Below are 16,939 nucleotides of genomic sequence, written 5' to 3'. Positions count from 1 at the left end.
TAGGAGGACATAAAATGACGGTCTTAGAAATAGACTTGTTGGATGAAACAAATAAATTACCGGATGAAGATAAACAACTGGTTGAAAACATTTTACAATTTGCAGCAAGTTATTTAAAAATTGAGGAAGGCACAGAACTCTCCCTAACTTTTACAACAAATGAAGGCATTAGAGAAATAAATCGAGAATATCGTAATAAAGATCAAGCAACAGATGTTATTTCCTTTGCTCTCGAGGAAATGGGCGATGGCGAAACAGAAATTGAGTGGGGAGATTTAGAGGGCGAGACTCCACGAATGCTCGGGGATATTATCATTTCTACTGAAAAAGCAGAAGAACAAGCAAAAGATTACGGACATACGAAAGCAAGAGAATTAGGTTTTCTAGCAGTTCACGGATTACTGCATTTGCTTGGTTATGATCATATGGAGCCTGACGAGGAAAAAATAATGTTTGGCTTACAAAAAGAAGTGTTGGATGCTTATGGACTCGAAAGATAGAAAGTATAAACGTAGTAAAAACTATGCAGAGTCCTTTCAGCACGCTTTTACCGGGCTAAAAACTGCTTTTTTAGAAGAACGAAATATGAGGTTTCATACATTTGCGGCACTTGCGGTAGTTATTTGTGGCTTTTTCTTTCATGTGACTAGATCTGAATGGATTTTATTAATTCTATCTATTTTTGGTGTATTAACATTAGAAATGGTTAATACAGCGATTGAAAGAGCCGTGGATGTAGCAACAGAGCAATACATTGATGAAGCGAAAAAAGCAAAAGATGTTGCTGCTGGTGCAGTTTTACTCGCAGCTATTGTAGCGAGTTTTATCGGACTAATTATATTTATACCATACTTTTGTCAGATGTTTTTATAAAAAGAAGGGATTGTGACTTGGTAAATGAAAGAAAATAATTTTATCTCACTGGCAAAACAAGCAAGAGAGTTTGCGTATGTTCCTTACTCGAAATTTCCAGTTGGAGCAGCTCTTGTAACGAAAGATGATGAAGTCGTATTAGGTTGTAACATCGAAAATGCTTCTTTCGGCTTAACAAATTGTGCTGAACGGACAGCGATTTTCAAAGCTGTATCAGAAGGGAAAAGAGATTTTAAACAATTAGTTGTAGTAGCAGATACAGATGGACCAGTATCGCCTTGCGGGGCATGTAGACAAGTAATTAGTGAATTTTGTGCGCCAGATATGCCAGTAATTTTAACAAACTTAACAGGAAAAACAGCGACGGTAACAGTGAAAGATCTTTTACCAGGCGCATTCACATCGGAGGATATGTTATGAGTGAACCATTTAAATCAGGATTTGTCGCTATAGTTGGGCGACCGAATGTTGGGAAATCAACTTTATTAAATCATATTATTGGCCAAAAAATTGCTATTATGAGTGATAAAGCGCAAACAACTAGAAATAAAGTGCAAGGCGTGTATACAACAGACGAATCACAAATTATTTTTATCGATACACCAGGAATACATAAACCCAAACATAAATTAGGCGACTTTATGGTAAAGATTGCATTAAACACTTTTCAAGAAGTTGATTTGATTTATTTTGTTATCGATGCATCCACTGGTTTTGGTCGCGGGGATGAATTTATCATTGAAAAACTTAAAAATGTTCAAACCCCTGTGTTTCTTCTAATTAATAAAATCGACTTAATTTCCCCTGAGGATTTAATCAAACTTATTGAACAGTACCGAGAACTTATGGATTTTGAAGAAATAATTCCAATTTCCGCGCTTGAAGGAAATAATGTGCCTAATCTATTAGAACAAACAAATAATAACCTTGAAATTGGTCCTATGTATTATCCAAAAGATCAAATTACAGATCATCCAGAACGTTTTATTATTTCTGAATTGATTCGTGAGCAAGTTTTGCAATTAACACGTGAAGAAGTACCGCATTCTGTTGCTGTAGTTATTGAAGGAATTGAAAAAAATCCTAAAACGGAGAAATTAACCATTAATGCAACTATTATCGTGGAAAGAAGCACCCAAAAAGGGATTATTATTGGTAAACAAGGCCAAATGCTGAAGCAAATAGGAATGCGTGCTAGAAAAGAAATTGAAAGTTTGCTCGGTTCTAAAGTGTTTCTAGAAATCTGGGTGAAAGTTCAAAAAAATTGGCGAGATAAAGAGCATTATTTACATGATTATGGTTTTGATCGCGAAGAATATTAATAAAAAGCATCTAGTACACACAATTTAATTGTGTATACTAGATGCTTTTTATTCAGTCCAACTGTAATTGTCATACTCTATACTATAAGGACCAAAATTATATACTTCATAGTAAAGCGTTAATTCTTTTGTTTCGCCTGGCTGAACATCTCCAGAGAAACCATCTTCTGTAATTTGTTGGCCATAGTCTTCCGCTGCATCATCGTAAAGAGAGATGTTCTCCGAATAAAATGGTGTAGGATCTACCCCTGTGTTTTCATATTTTACTTTTACTTGATAAACATCGTAACCATCTTTCTTTTGAGACACTTCAGGTTTATAAACAGTTATAGTACTATCATTTTCTAAAACAACGGACTCGCCATAATCTACATCCGTATAATCATTATAAAAATCTTCATCGTAGTTTTCTGCATAGTCATTAGAATAAACATCTGTTCCACTATTACTATAAAAAGAAAATGGGTTATTAAAGCCTTGAAGTAAGCTAACAGTTGTTACGTTTAACCCTGCTAACAATACGTAAAATCCAATCCCAAATGATAATCCAGTAACAATAATACCAGCCCATCTTTCTTTTCTAACAATTAGCAAAATAATTCCTACAACTACACCTATGAATGTGAGTATAAATAAGCTGATTAACAATATAAGTAACATACCCATAGAATTAAAAATCCTTTCTTTCCTGCCTTTTTCTCTATTTTACAATAGCAAGTCGTGGAAAGATAGCAAAAAATATAAAAAGACATAATCCATTAGAAAATGTTATAATAAAAAGAATCAAAAAGGAGGGTGCCACATGGAGAAATGCGAAGGAATCGTGATACGGCAGACGAGTTATCGTGAATCAGATAAAATAGTCCGCATGTATACGCGAGAATTTGGAAAAATTGGTGTGGTTGCTCGGGGTGCAAAGAAAACCAAAAGTAGATTAGCAGCTGTTACACAATTATTTACAAATGGTTACTTCACTTTTTTTGGAGGGAATGGGCTTGGGACACTTCAACAAGGAGAAGTTATCGAAAATTTTTCTTCCATCCAACAAGACATTTTTATGACGGCTTATGCCACATATGTATGTGAGTTATTGGATAAGGCAACAGAAGAACGTCAACCCAATCCATATCTATATGAGCTAACTTTTCAAGTTTTACGTGATATTGATGAAGGATATGATCCACAAATTCTAACACAAATTTACGAAATGAAAATGCTACCTGTTTTAGGACTTTACCCAATGATGGATAAATGTGCTATTTGCGGAGAGACAACAGGACATTTTGATTTTTCAACAAGGAGCAACGGAATTATTTGCCATCGCTGCTTTGATAAAGACCATTACCGGATGCATTTACCGGAAAACGTAGTAAAACTTTTGCGGCTATTTTTTATATTCCAATTAGATCGATTAGGCAATATTGATGTAAAACAAGAAACAAAAGAATGGTTACAAAAAGCTATTGACACTTACTACGATGAATATTCTGGATTATATTTAAAAAGTAGGAAATTTTTGCGCGATATGGATAAATGGGAAAATATGTTAAAAAAAGATAGTGACGATTGACTTTTTTACAAAAATACAGTATCTTGTAATATATCAACTAATAGGTACATTGAAGGAAAATAGTAACAAAAAGCTCTATTTTTAGCGAGTTCGGGTGTGGTGAGAGCCGGATATCTAACTTTTTGTGAAGGCGTTCTGGAGTACAGCGAAATCAAGGTGGGAATTATTTCAATTCCAAATAGGGTGGAACCGCGAGCTAACTCTCGTCCCTATATGCTTTAAATCAGCATATAGGGACGAGAGTTTTTATATTGGCTGAATTATCTTTGGAGGTGGAAGCAATGAATTTACAAACAATGATTAGAACATTACAAGATTATTGGTCCGAACAAGGTTGTATTATGTTGCAATCGTATGATGTGGAAAAAGGTGCTGGCACAATGAGCCCTTATACTTTCTTAAAAGCAATTGGTCCAGAACCATGGAAAGCAGGTTACGTAGAGCCGTCGCGTCGTCCAGCAGATGGTCGTTACGGAGAAAATCCAAACAGATTATTCCAACATCACCAATTTCAAGTAGTGATGAAGCCTTCTCCTGACAATATTCAAGAGCTTTACTTAGGTTCTTTAGAAAAATTAGGTATCAATCCATTAGAACATGATATCCGTTTTGTAGAAGATAATTGGGAAAATCCTTCTTTAGGATGCGCAGGCCTTGGATGGGAAGTGTGGTTAGATGGAATGGAAATTACTCAATTCACTTATTTCCAACAAGTAGGTGGTTTGGAATGCTTCCCAGTTACATCCGAAATTACTTATGGTGTGGAACGTTTAGCAAGTTATATTCAAGATAAAGAAAATGTATTTGATTTAGAATGGACAGAAGGCATTAGTTACCGTGATATTTTCTTTCAAGCAGAATACGAAAACTCCACTTACGCCTTTGAAACTTCTAATACAGATATGTTGTTAACTCTTTTTGACACATATGAAAGAGAAGCAGCTCGTCAAATGCAGGAAGGATTAGTTTTCCCAGCGTATGACTATGTATTAAAATGTTCGCATACCTTTAACCTTCTAGATGCTCGTGGGGTAGTTTCGGTTACCGAACGTGCGCAGTATATTGGTCGAATTAGAAATCTAGCCAGACGAATCGCCAAAACTTTTTATGAATCACGAGAAAAACTTGGCTTCCCATTAGTCAAAGAAGAGGGAGGAAAACGTCATGAGTAAAGACTTTTTATTAGAAATTGGTTTAGAAGAAATGCCAGCACAATATGTGACTAGCTCTGTTTTACAATTGGAAAAACGTGTAACGGACTGGCTAATGGAAAATAAAATCGAATTTGGCGAAATTAAAACCTATTCGACACCAAGACGCTTAACTGTTCTTGTTGAAAAAATGGCAGAAGAACAAGCAAACCGTGTAGAAGAAGCAAAAGGTCCGGCGAAAAAAATTGCATTAGACGAAGATGGCAACTGGTCAAAAGCTGCACTAGGTTTTGCAAAAAGCCAAAAAGTAGACCCAGCTGATCTTACTTTCCGAGATATTAAAGGCGTTGAATATATCTATATTAAAAAAGAAGTAATCGGTGAAAAAACAAGCAACTTACTACCAAGCTTAGAAAAAGTAGTAACTAGCATGACTTTCCCTGTAAGTATGCACTGGGGCAGTAATGATTTACGATACATTCGCCCGATTAAATGGTTGATTGCTATGTTCGGTGAAGAAATCATTCCTTTTGAGATTACTGGAGTTGAAACGAGCAACACATCTCGTGGTCACCGTTTCTTAGGAAAGACAGCTACAATTAAAAAACCTAGTGACTATCCAAATGCATTACTAGAACAATTTGTAGTCGTTAATGCTAAAGAACGTAAACAAGCCATCGTCGAACAATTACGCGAAATAGAATCTATGGAAAATTGGCAAATTAAAGAGGACGATGACTTGTTAGAGGAAGTAACCAACCTCGTCGAATACCCAACGGTTTTATCTGGTAATTTTGAAAAAGAATATTTAGAGCTACCGGAAGAAGTGTTAATCACCACAATGAAAGAACATCAACGTTATTTCCCTGTATTTAGCCAAGAAGACGAGCTCTTACCTCATTTTGTTACAGTACGTAATGGGAATCATGAAAACCTTGACACAGTAGCCCGAGGAAACGAAAAAGTGTTGCGCGCTCGTTTGTCTGATGCGGATTTCTTCTATCAAGAAGATTTAAAAATGACGATTGACGAAGCAGTGGCTAAACTCCAAAATATTGTTTTCCACGAAAAATTGGGCACACTAACAGAAAAAATGAAACGTGTTCAAAAAGTAGCATTAATGCTTGCTGACTATCTGGATTGGCAAGAAGAAGATAAACAAGATATCATCCGCTTAACCAATATCTATAAGTTTGATTTAGTGACAAACATAGTTGGTGAATTTCCTGAATTACAAGGTTTAATGGGTGAAAAATACGCGTTATTACAAGGTGAAAAACCAGCGATTGCAACTGCTATTCGTGAACATTATTTACCAACTTCTGCAGAAGGCGATTTACCACAAACGGACTTAGGTTCACTTATTGCTATTGCAGATAAATTAGAAACATTAATTGGCTTTTTCTGTGTAAATATTGCACCAACAGGTTCTGCTGATCCATTTGGTTTACGCCGTAGTGCTTTTGGGGCGGTGCGTATTATCCAAGCAAATGGTTGGGACATTCCAATGCTTGAAGTGGTTTCTCGTATTGTGGATATGGAACGTGCAGAAGGAGCTACAGAATTACCAAGTTCAGATGTAATAAAAGAAGTGCAGACTTTCTTGAAAAATCGTTTACGTGTTATTTTACAAGGCCATCATATTCGCCATGATATTATTGATGCTGTGATCGGCGGCGATCCTAATATGATCCCTCAATTGATTGATCGTGCTCAAATATTGAATAAGCATGCGGACGCAGAGTGGTTCCGCCCAACCATCGAAGCTTTAACAAGAGTAGTTAATATTTCTAAAAAATATGAAGATGGTGTAGAAGTAGATCCAAACTTGTTTGAAAATGAATACGAACAAGCACTTTTCAATAAGTTAGAAAAACTGAAATTTGATTTTGCTGGTTTAAAAATTGTTGACAGACTCAAAGCTTTTGCGGATTTACGTACAACAATTGATGCTTATTTCGATAATACGTTAGTTATGACCGATAATGATGAATTAAAAAATAATCGTCTAGCACTTCTATTCGAACTTGCCAGCTTTATTAAAGAATTTGCTCAAATGGATGAAATTAATGTAAAATAAAAGTAAAATTTGAGCAAAGAGGAGGAAGTATGTATGACTCAACCAGCCGTATACGTGGTTTCGGATTCAACAGGAGAAACGGCCGAACTCGTGACAAGAGCAGCACTTAGTCAATTTGGTCAAACACCGAAGTTTATTCATCGTTTTCACCATGTTGACTCTTCTCACATGATTGAAGAGATTGTTGACTTAGTGGCCGTAAATAATGGAATAATCGTGCATACGATTGTACTAGAGAGTGTTCGAGAAGAGCTAAATAAAACAGCTCAAGCTTTCGGCGTACCGATTATTGACTTATTTGGTCCGCTTTTAAATCAGTTAGAAGAAACTTACAAAATTAAACCACTTTCTGAACCTGGCCGAGTTCGTTCGATGGATGAAGCTTATTTCAATAAAGTAGCAGCAATCGAATTTGCTGTAGAGAATGATGATGGTCGTAATCCAAGAGGCATTTTGCAAGCGGATTATGTATTAATTGGTATTTCCAGAACCTCAAAAACTCCATTATCACAATATCTGGCACTTAAAGGATTAAAAATTGTCAATATCCCAATCGTTCCAGAAGCACAAATCCCAGATGAACTTTTTGAAATTGACCCTAAAAAAATAATTGGTCTAAAAATTAGTAAACAAAAATTAACGAAAATTAGACAAGAGCGTTTAATTTCGATTGGTTTACCTGGCGCTGGTACTTATGCAAGTAATCAACGAATTGATGAGGAATTAGCGATTTTTACTAAACTAGCTAGTAAATTAAATTGTTTCGTGTTAGATGTGACTAATAAAGCCATTGAAGAGACTGCAAACGAGATTTTAATCCACATTGGTGAAATTGTTGATGAAAATTTAGAATTATAAGAAGGACTTTTGCTTTTTATGGCGAATATATATATTATACGGGAAAAACTACTTGTAAAAGTTAGTTACTTCTCGTATAATCTAAATTCGCATGTAAAAAAGCTGAATCTACGAATAATATAAAAAAAACGGGTTAAAAACTCGTTTTTTAACATGTCTTCATAGATTTTAAGAGAGGATGGAATATGTGCCAAAAATTTTAGTTGATGCCGATGCTTGTCCAGTAAAAGCAGAAATAAAGCAAGTCGCAGAGCAATTTCAGTTAGACGTTATTTTTGTGGCTTCTTTTAACCATTACTCTATCAATACAAATGGAGAGAATTGGATTTTTGTGGATACTGGAAAAGAATCAGCGGATATGCGAATGATGAATTTAGCAAATAAAGGTGATATTATCATAACGCAAGATATTGGCCTTGCTAGTATTCTACTTGCAAAAGGCACATATGTCTTTTCGAATCGGGGCGAACTTTACCGAGAAGAAGAAATGTCATTAATGTTAGATATTCGCTATAGACATGCCAAGGAAAGGCAACAAGGCAAATATAGCAAAGGTCCTAAAGCAATGACCGATCAAGATCGTGTGCTTTTCAAAGACCGGATGACTACATTTTTCAAAAATAAGTAAATAGGAGTTGACTGTCAAGATGGCGCGGATTCCTGAAGAAGTAATCGATCAAGTCCGGAATCAAGCGGATATAGTAGATATTATTGGTAATTATGTCCAATTAAAAAAACAAGGTCGTAACTATTCTGGCTTATGTCCATTCCACGGTGAAAAAACGCCTTCCTTCTCTGTATCACCAGAAAAACAAATTTTCCATTGTTTTGGTTGCGGTAAGGGAGGAAATGTCTTTTCATTTCTAATGGAACATGATGGGCTCACATTTGTGGAATCGGTCAAAAAAGTCGCGGATATGAGTCATTTAGACGTCGATATTGAACTTCCAGAAGAGCGTGATACAAGTAGTTTGCCGAGAGAAACTTCTGAAACTGCTAGAATGGTTGAAATGCATCAGATTACAGCCAAGCTTTACCATTATATTTTGATGGAAACAGAAGAAGGGGCAGCTGCTCTCACGTACTTAAAGGAGCGAGGTATGTCTGAACAAATGATGACATCCTTTCAAATTGGATTTGCACCAAACCATCACGCAACCATCACTTCTTTCCTAGAAAAAAGAGGGATGGATTTGCAACTAGCTGGAATGGCTGGGCTTTTATCTGAACGTGATGATGGGCAAATGGTTGACCGGTTTCGTAATAGAATTATGTTTCCAATTACGAATGATCGCGGTCAAATTATTGCTTTTTCTGGCCGTTTATTTGACCGAGAAGATGGCCCGAAATATTTAAATAGTCCTGAAACACCTATTTTTAATAAAAGAAGAACTTTATTTCATTTTTCAGAGGCAAGGCAGGCTATTAGAAAGCAAGAAGAAATCACGCTTATGGAAGGCTTTATGGATGTAATTTCTGCAGAAGAAGCCGGCGTTCAAAATACTGTTGCTTCAATGGGAACAAGCCTAACAGAAGAGCATGCCGATTTAATCAAACGGCTTACTAATCGGGCGATTATTTGTTATGATGGTGACCGAGCAGGAATTGAAGCAGCCTATAAAGCCGGTACACTTCTAGTTGAACGAAATCGTTTAGATGTTTTTGTGTTACAACTCCCAGCAGGAAAAGATCCAGATGACTTCATTAGAGCAAGTGGTGCAGATAAATTCAAAGAAATCTACAAACAGCAACGAATGACTTGGACAGCTTTTAAAATCAACTATTTACGCAAAGAACGCAATTTGCAAAATGAGACAGATCAAATCGCTTATATCGATGACTGTTTACGTGAAATTGCTAAGCTTGATCAAGCTGTTGAACGAGAATTATACTTAAAACAACTAGCAGATGAATTTGAATTAACTATAGAAACATTAAAACAACAATTGCAACAATCGCTGAAAAATACACAAAAAGAGCGACAAAATCAAAGCTATAATGAACCGCTGATAGATGATTCTTTTATGGGGATGATTCCGCAAGAAGATTCAGAAATGCTCTTTTCCTTTGAGCAGCCAATACAAAAGTTATCTGCGCATACGATTTCAGAGCAGCAACTCATGAAAGCTATGATGGAGAGCCGAGATAATTTTCTTTTAATTAAGCAACTTCTTGGCGACACTACGTTTTACCATGATAACTACAAAGCGCTTTATACCTATCTAATCGGATACTTTGCAGAGGGTAATGATGCGGATCCAACGAAATTCATGGATAGTATTTCTGACCCTACAATGAAAGGACTTATCAGTAGCCTTGAGATGATTATTAGTCCAGATGAACAAGGTAAAACACAGTTTGAAGACTACATTAAAAGCCTCAAACGTTTTAAATTAGAACAAACAAAGAAAGAACTTGAGCAACAACTAGCGGCTTTGATTCGCGAAAACGACAAAGAAAATGAAGTTCGCGTGATGCTTGAAATCGTCCAGCTTAACCGTAAGTTAAACAGCGGCCAATTGGATTAATAACGTTTTAAAACCGCTAAATGATGGTATTATTACCTAAGAGAAGCCTTTTAATAAGGTTAGCGGCATTTTGGAAGGAGGAATACAGGCAGTTATGAGTGATAAAACACAAAACACAAAACCAGTTGCTGAACTAAATGTTGAGCAAGTAAAAGAAGCCCTGATAGAAGAAGGTAAGAAAAAGGGGATTTTAACTTATGCAAAAATCGCTGCCAGATTAGCTCCATTTACTTTAGATTCCGATCAAATGGATGAGTATTTAGAACATGTCGGTGAAGCGGGCATTGAAGTTTCTGACGATGCAGACGACGAGGATCCAGATGAAACAGAACTTGTAAAAGAAGAAACCGAATCCTTTGATTTAACAGATATGAGTGTGCCACCAGGTGTTAAAATTAATGACCCTGTGCGCATGTATCTAAAAGAAATTGGTCGCGTAGACTTACTTACTGCCGATGAAGAAATTGCTTTAGCGAAACGCATTGAAGCTGGTGATATTGAAGCGAAAGGACGTCTTGCAGAAGCCAACTTACGACTTGTAGTAAGTATTGCAAAACGTTATGTCGGTCGAGGTATGTTATTCCTGGATTTAATTCAAGAAGGCAACATGGGACTAATGAAAGCCGTTGAAAAATTCGACTTTAACAAAGGATTTAAATTCAGTACCTATGCAACATGGTGGATTCGTCAAGCAATAACCCGTGCGATTGCGGACCAAGCAAGAACCATCCGTATTCCTGTTCACATGGTCGAAACAATTAACAAACTAATTCGTGTGCAACGCTCCTTATTACAAGATTTAGGGCGTGATCCTTCACCAGAAGAAATTGGAGAAGAAATGGACTTACCAACTGAAAAAGTTCGGGAAATTCTAAAAATCGCTCAAGAACCAGTTTCACTTGAAACACCAATCGGCGAAGAAGACGATTCACACCTTGGTGATTTTATCGAAGACCAAGATGCGACTTCACCGTCCGATCATGCAGCTTATGAATTACTAAAAGAACAACTTGAAGATGTGCTTGATACATTAACAGACCGGGAAGAAAATGTACTTCGCTTACGTTTTGGTCTAGACGATGGTCGTACGCGCACTTTAGAAGAAGTTGGTCGTGTGTTTGGTGTAACTCGTGAACGGATTCGTCAAATCGAAGCAAAAGCTTTACGTAAATTACGTCATCCGAGCCGCAGCAAACAATTAAAAGACTTCCTGGAATAATTGCACGAACCGGGCAGGAGGACAAAACGTTCTCCTGCCTTTTTAATGAAAAGGAAAGCAGGGAATCAAATGAACGAGGAACAACTATCGAAGCGACTCGAAAAGGTAGCTTCTTACATAAAAACAAACGAACGAATTGCTGACATTGGTAGTGATCATGCGTATTTGCCATGTTTTGCAATAAAAAATAAAACTGCCTCTTTCGCAGTCGCTGGTGAAGTTGTCGATGGACCTTTTAAGTCTGCGCAAAAACAAGTACGGACCTCTGGCTTAACTGATCAAATTGATGTAAGAAAAGGAAATGGTTTAGAAGTTATTGAAAAAGATGACAAAATTGATACAATTGTTATTGCTGGAATGGGCGGTACATTAATTCGTACAATTTTAGAGGAAGGCGCTGAAAAACTTGCTGATGTAAGCAAAATGATATTGCAGCCAAATATTGCAGCGTGGCAACTTAGAGAATGGTCCGAAAAAAATAATTGGTTAATTTCTTCAGAGGCTATTTTGCGTGAAGACAATAAAATATATGAAATCATTGTTCTTGAACCTTCTCAAAAAGAAGTTACTTGGACAAAACAAGAAATCTTTTTCGGTCCTTGTCTATTAAAAGAACAATCAGCTGTTTTTAAGAGCAAATGGCGCCATGAAGCTAATACATGGCAAAACATTATTCAAACTATCTCCAGCAACCAACCAATATCAGATGAAAATCAAGCAAAAATTCACGAATTAGAACATAAAATCTCACTAGTAGAGGATGTGCTAAAATGAAAGTCGCAAATGGTTATGAATATACCGCTATAATGGAAAAAATTGCTCCTAAAAAATTAGCAATGGAAGGCGACCCAATCGGCCTTCAAGTAGGAGATTTATCCAAAAAAGTAAGGAAAGTTATGTTTACATTAGACGTATTAGAAGAAGTAGTGGATGAAGCAATTGAAAAAAGAGTGGATTTAATAATCGCACACCATCCGTTCTTATATCGTCCAACACAACACATTGATACAACAACAAACCAAGGGAAAATGATAAAAAAACTTATTAAGCACGATATTACTGTTTTTGCTGCTCATACCAATTTAGATATTGCTCAAGGCGGAGTGAATGATATTTTAGCAGATTTACTCCATTTGCAAGATACTACGATGATTGAGGAAACTTACACAGAACCTTATTGCAAAATTGCTGTTTATGTTCCAGAAAACGAACTCGAATCTGTCCGTTTAGCACTTGTAAATAACGGAGCAGGACAAATAGGGACAAATTATACAGAATGTACTTTCCATACAACTGGAATCGGTTCATTCAAACCAGGCACTGACGCAAATCCAACTATCGGCGAAAAAGAAACTTTAACTTCTATCCCTGAAGTTAAAATAGAAGCTATTTTCCCTCAATATTTAACTGAAACAATCACAAAAGCTGTGAAAATTGCTCATCCATATGAGGAACCAGCAATTGATGTTTATACACTTGAAACACAGACTTACAAAGAAGGACTTGGTCGTGTTGGAACTTTACCTAAGAAAATTAGTATGGTTTCCTTTATTGATAAGTTAAAAACAGCTTTTGCAATTGATAATGTTCGTTTTATAGGAGATTTAAAAGCTAGCGTCCAAAAGGTAGCCATTATTGGTGGGGATGGAAATAAATTTATTCACCAAGCAAAAGCTACAGGTGCCGATGTTTTCATTACAGGAGATGTTTATTATCATACAGCTCATGATTTACAAGCTATTAATTTACCGACTATTGATGCTGGACACAATATTGAAAAAGTAATGAAAGGCTACTTGAAAAACAAAATGGAAGAGCAAGCAAAAATTTTAGATTATGAGGCAGAATTTATTGTTTCAGAGGTCAATACGGATCCTTTCCAATTTTGTTAATTAAAAACGACTAATTTCCCAAAAAGGAATTAGTCGTTTTTTTTTGCGTTATTTCTTTAAAAAATTCTGTAATTAGTTTAATCGATTTGATTGTTTTGACAAAGTTGTCTTATCGCGCGCACGAATGACCTAATATGTGCTATAATGGCTACTAGGTATAGAACGGAGTGGAAATATTTTATGACGAAGAAATCAAGGTTTGACCAATTTGGCTTTCAACCTTTTATTGGGCTTGCAATAGATAAATTAGGATTCTATGAGCCAACAGAAGTACAGCAGAAGCTAATCCCAGGCATTTTAAAAGGGGAAAGTATCATTGGACAATCTCAAACAGGTACTGGGAAAACCCATACTTTTATTTTGCCAATTATTAACAATGTGAATCCTGAAAAAGATGCAGTACAAGCGGTTATTACGGCACCAAGTCGTGAGCTTGCTACTCAAATTTATAATGAAATTCGCAAAGTAACGAAATTTAGTGAAAAAGAAATCGCTGTTCAACTCGTTATTGGTGGTACGGATAAACAACGTGCAATTGATAAACTGAAAAAACAACCACAAATTATTGTTGGAACACCTGGTCGTATTAATGACTTAATTCGCGAACAAGCTTTATTTGTTCATACTGCTAAAACATTAGTTATTGATGAAGCAGATATGACGCTTGATATGGGCTTCTTAAACGATGTCGACCATATTGCTGGAAAAATGCCTGCTAACTTACAAATGCTTGTTTTTTCCGCGACAATTCCGCAAAAATTAAAACCATTTTTAAGCAAATATATGGAAAATCCGCGTTATGAGCATATTCAACCAAAAGTTGCTGCTTCAAAAACAGTGGAACATCGTATTATGGCGACTCGTAGCCGTAATAAACTTGATTTACTTAAAAATGTTTTGGTTGGTTCACAGCCGTATTTAGCGATTGTTTTTACTAATACAAAAACAACAGCTGATGAGGTAGCAAACGGTTTAATCGAACGTGGGCTAAAAGTAGCGAAAATCCATGGTGATGTAAACCCTCGTGAACGTAAACGGACGATGAAACAAATCGAAAACTTAGATTATCAATATGTTGTTGCGACAGATTTAGCTGCTCGCGGTATTGATATTCAAGGAATTAGTCATGTTGTAAACTACGAACTACCAGATGATCTCGATTTTTATATTCACCGTACTGGTCGGACTGGACGTGCAGGACATTCAGGTATTGCACTTACTTTATTTGAACCATCAGACGAAGATCGCCTAAATCAACTTGAAAAAATGGGTATCGAGTTTAAACACGTAGATTGGAAAAATAAAGAATTCGTTACACTAGAAGACCGCAATCGCCGTGCCAAACGTGAAGCTAAACGCGAAACAGCTGATCCACGTGAAATTGGTATGCGTAAAAAAGCGAAACAAAAAGGTAAGCCAAACTATAAAAAGAAAATCAACTATAAAATGAACGAAATCAAACGTCGTGAAAGACGGAAAAAACGATAAGTGAGGAATGAATTTATGTTAAGACTAGGTTCTCATGTATCAATGAGTGGGAAGAAAATGCTTCTTGGCGCAAGTGAAGAGGCAGCTTCTTACGGCTCAAATACGTTTATGATTTATACTGGTGCTCCGCAAAATACGCGTAGAAAGCCAATTGAAGAGTTAAATATTGAAGCAGGCTTAGAACACATGAAAGCTCACGATATGGCTGACATCGTTGTCCATGCGCCTTATATTATCAATATTGGTAACTCAGTTAAGCCAGAAACATTTGAATTAGGCGTTAATTTCTTACAATCTGAAATCGAACGTACGCGTGCGCTTGGTGCAAAACAAATCGTACTTCATCCCGGCGCGCATGTCGGTGAAGGTGCGGACAAAGGAATTAAACAAATTATCCAAGGGCTTAACGAAGCTTTAATACATGATCAAGATGTACAAATCGCTTTAGAAACAATGGCTGGAAAAGGTTCTGAATGTGGCCGCACTTTTGAAGAACTAGCACAAATTATTGACGGTGTGACACACAATGAATTATTATCAGTTACTTTCGATACATGTCATACACACGATGCTGGTTACGATATTGTCAATGATTTTGACGGAGTGTTAAATGAATTTGATAAAATTATCGGTATTGACCGCTTAAAAGTGTTACATATCAATGATAGTAAAAACGAGCGAGGCGCACATAAAGACCGCCATGCTAATATTGGTTTTGGCCATATCGGCTTTGATGCGCTTCATTATATTGTGCATCATCCGCAACTATCGAACGTTCCAAAAATACTTGAAACGCCTTATGTTGGTGAAGATAAAGCATCGAAAAAAGCCCCATACAAATGGGAAATCGCCATGTTAAAAAATGGCGAATTTGACCCAGATTTATTAAATAAAATTCAAAACAGCTAAAAGGAGACGAAAATAATGACAAAAACACTTGTATTCGGTCATAAAAATCCAGATACAGATACGATTTGTTCTGCCATTAGTTACGCAGAATTAAAAAAAACACAAGGAGCAGATATTGAAGCGGTTCGTTTAGGAGAGCTTAATAGTGAAACAGCTTTTGTTCTTGATTATTTCCAAGTAACAGCACCTCGCCTAGTTCAAACTGTTGCAAATGAAGTTTCTGAAGTCGCGCTTGTTGACCATAATGAGCGCCAACAAAGCGTGGATGATATTGATGATGTAACAGTAGTTGCAGTCGTTGATCATCACCGCATCGCTAATTTCGAAACATCTGATCCACTATACTACCGCGCTGAGCCGGTTGGATGTACTACTACAATCCTTCTAAAAATGTTCCGTGAAAATGAAGTAGAAGTAAGTAAAACTGTCGCAGGTTTAATGCTTTCCGCAATTATTTCTGACACACTTTTATTCCAATCACCAACATGCACAGAAGAAGATAAAGTGGCTGCTCAAAAATTAGCTCTCATTGCAGACGTTGATATTCAAGCATACGGTATGGAAATGCTAAAAGCTGGAGCAGATGTTAGCAAAAAAACAGTTGCTGAACTATTACTTGATGCGAAAGAATTCAACATGAACGGCAACAAAGTAGAAATCGCTCAAATCAATGTAGTTGATGTAAATGATGTACTTAGCCGTCGCACGGAAGTTGAAGCACTTATGACACAAAACATTGTGGATAAAGGACTTGATTTATACTTATTTGTCATCACAAATATTCTTACTAATGACTCGGTTGGAATTGCTATTGGTTCCAAGACAGCCGTTGTAGAAGAAGCATACGGCGTTAAATTTGTAGAAAATCAAGCACCACTTAAAGGTGTCGTATCTCGTAAAAAACAAGTTGTTCCAATCTTAACTGACACTTTTGCTAAATAATTATACGAACCTGGGAATGCTCACTGCTTTCCAGGTTTTTTTGGCTATTTTTTAATTCGAAGTAATTACGATTTACATTTTAACCAATCTTTTATATACTAGTAAAA

The 16,939-nt window shown here is 36.4% G+C and carries 17 protein-coding genes and 1 other annotated feature; of the genes, 16 read left to right on the top strand and 1 reads right to left on the bottom strand.

Annotated elements, in window-relative coordinates; translation table 11 throughout:
* The first annotated feature begins 14 nt into the window (after window positions 1-14).
* Genes ybeY through era form a run of 4 tightly spaced genes read left to right on the top strand, consistent with a single transcriptional unit; the run spans window position 15 to window position 2,195 of the window.
* Window positions 15-500 (top strand): rRNA maturation RNase YbeY, encoded by a 486-nt coding sequence (gene ybeY, locus HCB38_RS06215; RefSeq protein ID WP_185318800.1) that lies wholly within the window; start codon window positions 15-17, stop codon window positions 498-500.
* Window positions 478-873 (top strand): diacylglycerol kinase family protein, encoded by a 396-nt coding sequence (locus HCB38_RS06210; RefSeq protein ID WP_003771868.1) that lies wholly within the window; start codon window positions 478-480, stop codon window positions 871-873. The genes ybeY and HCB38_RS06210 overlap by 23 nt, the downstream gene beginning before the upstream one ends.
* A 24-nt stretch (window positions 874-897) precedes the next feature.
* Window positions 898-1,293 carry a cytidine deaminase gene (locus HCB38_RS06205; protein WP_160465781.1) on the top strand — a complete coding sequence of 132 codons (396 nt, stop codon included), beginning with the start codon at window positions 898-900 and terminating at the stop codon, window positions 1,291-1,293.
* A complete protein-coding gene (era, locus tag HCB38_RS06200) occupies window positions 1,290-2,195 on the top strand; it encodes a GTPase Era (RefSeq protein ID WP_185618949.1) in 906 nt (301 codons plus the stop codon). The genes HCB38_RS06205 and era overlap by 4 nt, the downstream gene beginning before the upstream one ends.
* Window positions 2,196-2,243: 48 nt before the next feature.
* Here era and HCB38_RS06195 read toward each other — a convergent pair whose 3' ends face one another.
* A complete protein-coding gene (locus HCB38_RS06195; RefSeq protein WP_185637841.1) occupies window positions 2,244-2,861 on the bottom strand; it encodes a DUF4352 domain-containing protein in 618 nt (205 codons plus the stop codon).
* 136 nt (window positions 2,862-2,997) lie between these two features.
* Here HCB38_RS06195 and recO point away from each other — a divergent pair, with 136 nt between their 5' ends.
* The 12 genes from recO to HCB38_RS06135 all read left to right on the top strand — a co-directional run bounded on the left by recO (window position 2,998) and on the right by HCB38_RS06135 (window position 16,832).
* Entirely contained in the window at window positions 2,998-3,765 is a 768-nt protein-coding gene (recO, locus tag HCB38_RS06190) for a DNA repair protein RecO (RefSeq protein ID WP_185318797.1), read from the top strand.
* A gap of 40 nt (window positions 3,766-3,805) precedes the next feature.
* Window positions 3,806-3,979: a binding site (T-box leader), on the top strand.
* Between the two features lie 67 nt (window positions 3,980-4,046).
* Complete coding sequence (glyQ, locus tag HCB38_RS06185; protein WP_185318796.1) at window positions 4,047-4,937, top strand: glycine--tRNA ligase subunit alpha; 891 nt, start codon at window positions 4,047-4,049, stop codon at window positions 4,935-4,937.
* The gene (gene glyS / locus HCB38_RS06180; protein ID WP_185618951.1) at window positions 4,930-6,996 is read left to right on the top strand and encodes a glycine--tRNA ligase subunit beta; all 2,067 of its coding nucleotides are present in this window, start codon (window positions 4,930-4,932) and stop codon (window positions 6,994-6,996) included. Before glyQ ends, glyS begins: the two co-directional genes overlap by 8 nt.
* A gap of 33 nt (window positions 6,997-7,029) precedes the next feature.
* Window positions 7,030-7,854 carry a pyruvate, water dikinase regulatory protein gene (locus HCB38_RS06175; protein WP_185318794.1) on the top strand — a complete coding sequence of 275 codons (825 nt, stop codon included), beginning with the start codon at window positions 7,030-7,032 and terminating at the stop codon, window positions 7,852-7,854.
* Between the two features lie 187 nt (window positions 7,855-8,041).
* Window positions 8,042-8,482: a YaiI/YqxD family protein gene (locus tag HCB38_RS06170; protein ID WP_185318793.1), complete on the top strand. Its 441-nt coding sequence runs from the start codon at window positions 8,042-8,044 to the stop codon at window positions 8,480-8,482.
* A gap of 19 nt (window positions 8,483-8,501) precedes the next feature.
* A complete protein-coding gene (gene dnaG, locus HCB38_RS06165; RefSeq protein ID WP_185318792.1) occupies window positions 8,502-10,382 on the top strand; it encodes a DNA primase in 1,881 nt (626 codons plus the stop codon).
* 94 nt (window positions 10,383-10,476) lie between these two features.
* The gene (gene rpoD / locus HCB38_RS06160) at window positions 10,477-11,601 is read left to right on the top strand and encodes an RNA polymerase sigma factor RpoD (protein ID WP_003730430.1); all 1,125 of its coding nucleotides are present in this window, start codon (window positions 10,477-10,479) and stop codon (window positions 11,599-11,601) included.
* A gap of 69 nt (window positions 11,602-11,670) precedes the next feature.
* Window positions 11,671-12,375 (top strand): tRNA (adenine(22)-N(1))-methyltransferase, encoded by a 705-nt coding sequence (locus HCB38_RS06155; RefSeq protein ID WP_185637838.1) that lies wholly within the window; start codon window positions 11,671-11,673, stop codon window positions 12,373-12,375.
* The gene (locus HCB38_RS06150; protein WP_185318790.1) at window positions 12,372-13,493 is read left to right on the top strand and encodes a Nif3-like dinuclear metal center hexameric protein; all 1,122 of its coding nucleotides are present in this window, start codon (window positions 12,372-12,374) and stop codon (window positions 13,491-13,493) included. The genes HCB38_RS06155 and HCB38_RS06150 overlap by 4 nt, the downstream gene beginning before the upstream one ends.
* A gap of 180 nt (window positions 13,494-13,673) precedes the next feature.
* Window positions 13,674-14,981: a DEAD-box ATP-dependent RNA helicase CshB gene (cshB, locus tag HCB38_RS06145; protein WP_010991558.1), complete on the top strand. Its 1,308-nt coding sequence runs from the start codon at window positions 13,674-13,676 to the stop codon at window positions 14,979-14,981.
* 15 nt (window positions 14,982-14,996) lie between these two features.
* Window positions 14,997-15,890 (top strand): deoxyribonuclease IV, encoded by an 894-nt coding sequence (locus HCB38_RS06140; RefSeq protein ID WP_185318789.1) that lies wholly within the window; start codon window positions 14,997-14,999, stop codon window positions 15,888-15,890.
* Window positions 15,891-15,905: 15 nt separating this feature from the next.
* On the top strand, window positions 15,906-16,832 hold the full coding sequence (locus HCB38_RS06135) for a manganese-dependent inorganic pyrophosphatase (protein WP_185618954.1): 927 nt from the start codon (window positions 15,906-15,908) through the stop codon (window positions 16,830-16,832).
* Window positions 16,833-16,939 lie beyond the last annotated feature (107 nt).

Origin of the sequence: Listeria farberi, from assembly GCF_014229295.1 — a bacterium.
GTDB classification, from domain to species: Bacteria; Bacillota; Bacilli; order Lactobacillales; family Listeriaceae; genus Listeria; species Listeria farberi.
The sequence above is the reverse complement of the archived record's forward strand: the minus strand, read 5'-3'. Positions and strand labels throughout refer to the sequence as shown.

Excerpts from the sequence above, each read along its gene's own strand:
- glyS (WP_185618951.1), top strand. The coding sequence starts at position 4,930 with ATGAGTAAAGACTTTTTATTAGAAATTGGTTTAGAAGAAATGCCAGCA.
- HCB38_RS06195 (WP_185637841.1), bottom strand. The coding sequence starts at position 2,861 with ATGGGTATGTTACTTATATTGTTAATCAGCTTATTTATACTCACATTC.
- HCB38_RS06150 (WP_185318790.1), top strand. The coding sequence starts at position 12,372 with ATGAAAGTCGCAAATGGTTATGAATATACCGCTATAATGGAAAAAATT.
- HCB38_RS06205 (WP_160465781.1), top strand. The coding sequence starts at position 898 with ATGAAAGAAAATAATTTTATCTCACTGGCAAAACAAGCAAGAGAGTTT.
- cshB (WP_010991558.1), top strand. The coding sequence starts at position 13,674 with ATGACGAAGAAATCAAGGTTTGACCAATTTGGCTTTCAACCTTTTATT.
- glyQ (WP_185318796.1), top strand. The coding sequence starts at position 4,047 with ATGAATTTACAAACAATGATTAGAACATTACAAGATTATTGGTCCGAA.
- dnaG (WP_185318792.1), top strand. The coding sequence starts at position 8,502 with ATGGCGCGGATTCCTGAAGAAGTAATCGATCAAGTCCGGAATCAAGCG.
- HCB38_RS06175 (WP_185318794.1), top strand. The coding sequence starts at position 7,030 with ATGACTCAACCAGCCGTATACGTGGTTTCGGATTCAACAGGAGAAACG.
- HCB38_RS06135 (WP_185618954.1), top strand. The coding sequence starts at position 15,906 with ATGACAAAAACACTTGTATTCGGTCATAAAAATCCAGATACAGATACG.
- recO (WP_185318797.1), top strand. The coding sequence starts at position 2,998 with ATGGAGAAATGCGAAGGAATCGTGATACGGCAGACGAGTTATCGTGAA.
- HCB38_RS06140 (WP_185318789.1), top strand. The coding sequence starts at position 14,997 with ATGTTAAGACTAGGTTCTCATGTATCAATGAGTGGGAAGAAAATGCTT.
- era (WP_185618949.1), top strand. The coding sequence starts at position 1,290 with ATGAGTGAACCATTTAAATCAGGATTTGTCGCTATAGTTGGGCGACCG.
- HCB38_RS06210 (WP_003771868.1), top strand. The coding sequence starts at position 478 with ATGCTTATGGACTCGAAAGATAGAAAGTATAAACGTAGTAAAAACTAT.
- HCB38_RS06155 (WP_185637838.1), top strand. The coding sequence starts at position 11,671 with ATGAACGAGGAACAACTATCGAAGCGACTCGAAAAGGTAGCTTCTTAC.
- ybeY (WP_185318800.1), top strand. The coding sequence starts at position 15 with ATGACGGTCTTAGAAATAGACTTGTTGGATGAAACAAATAAATTACCG.
- rpoD (WP_003730430.1), top strand. The coding sequence starts at position 10,477 with ATGAGTGATAAAACACAAAACACAAAACCAGTTGCTGAACTAAATGTT.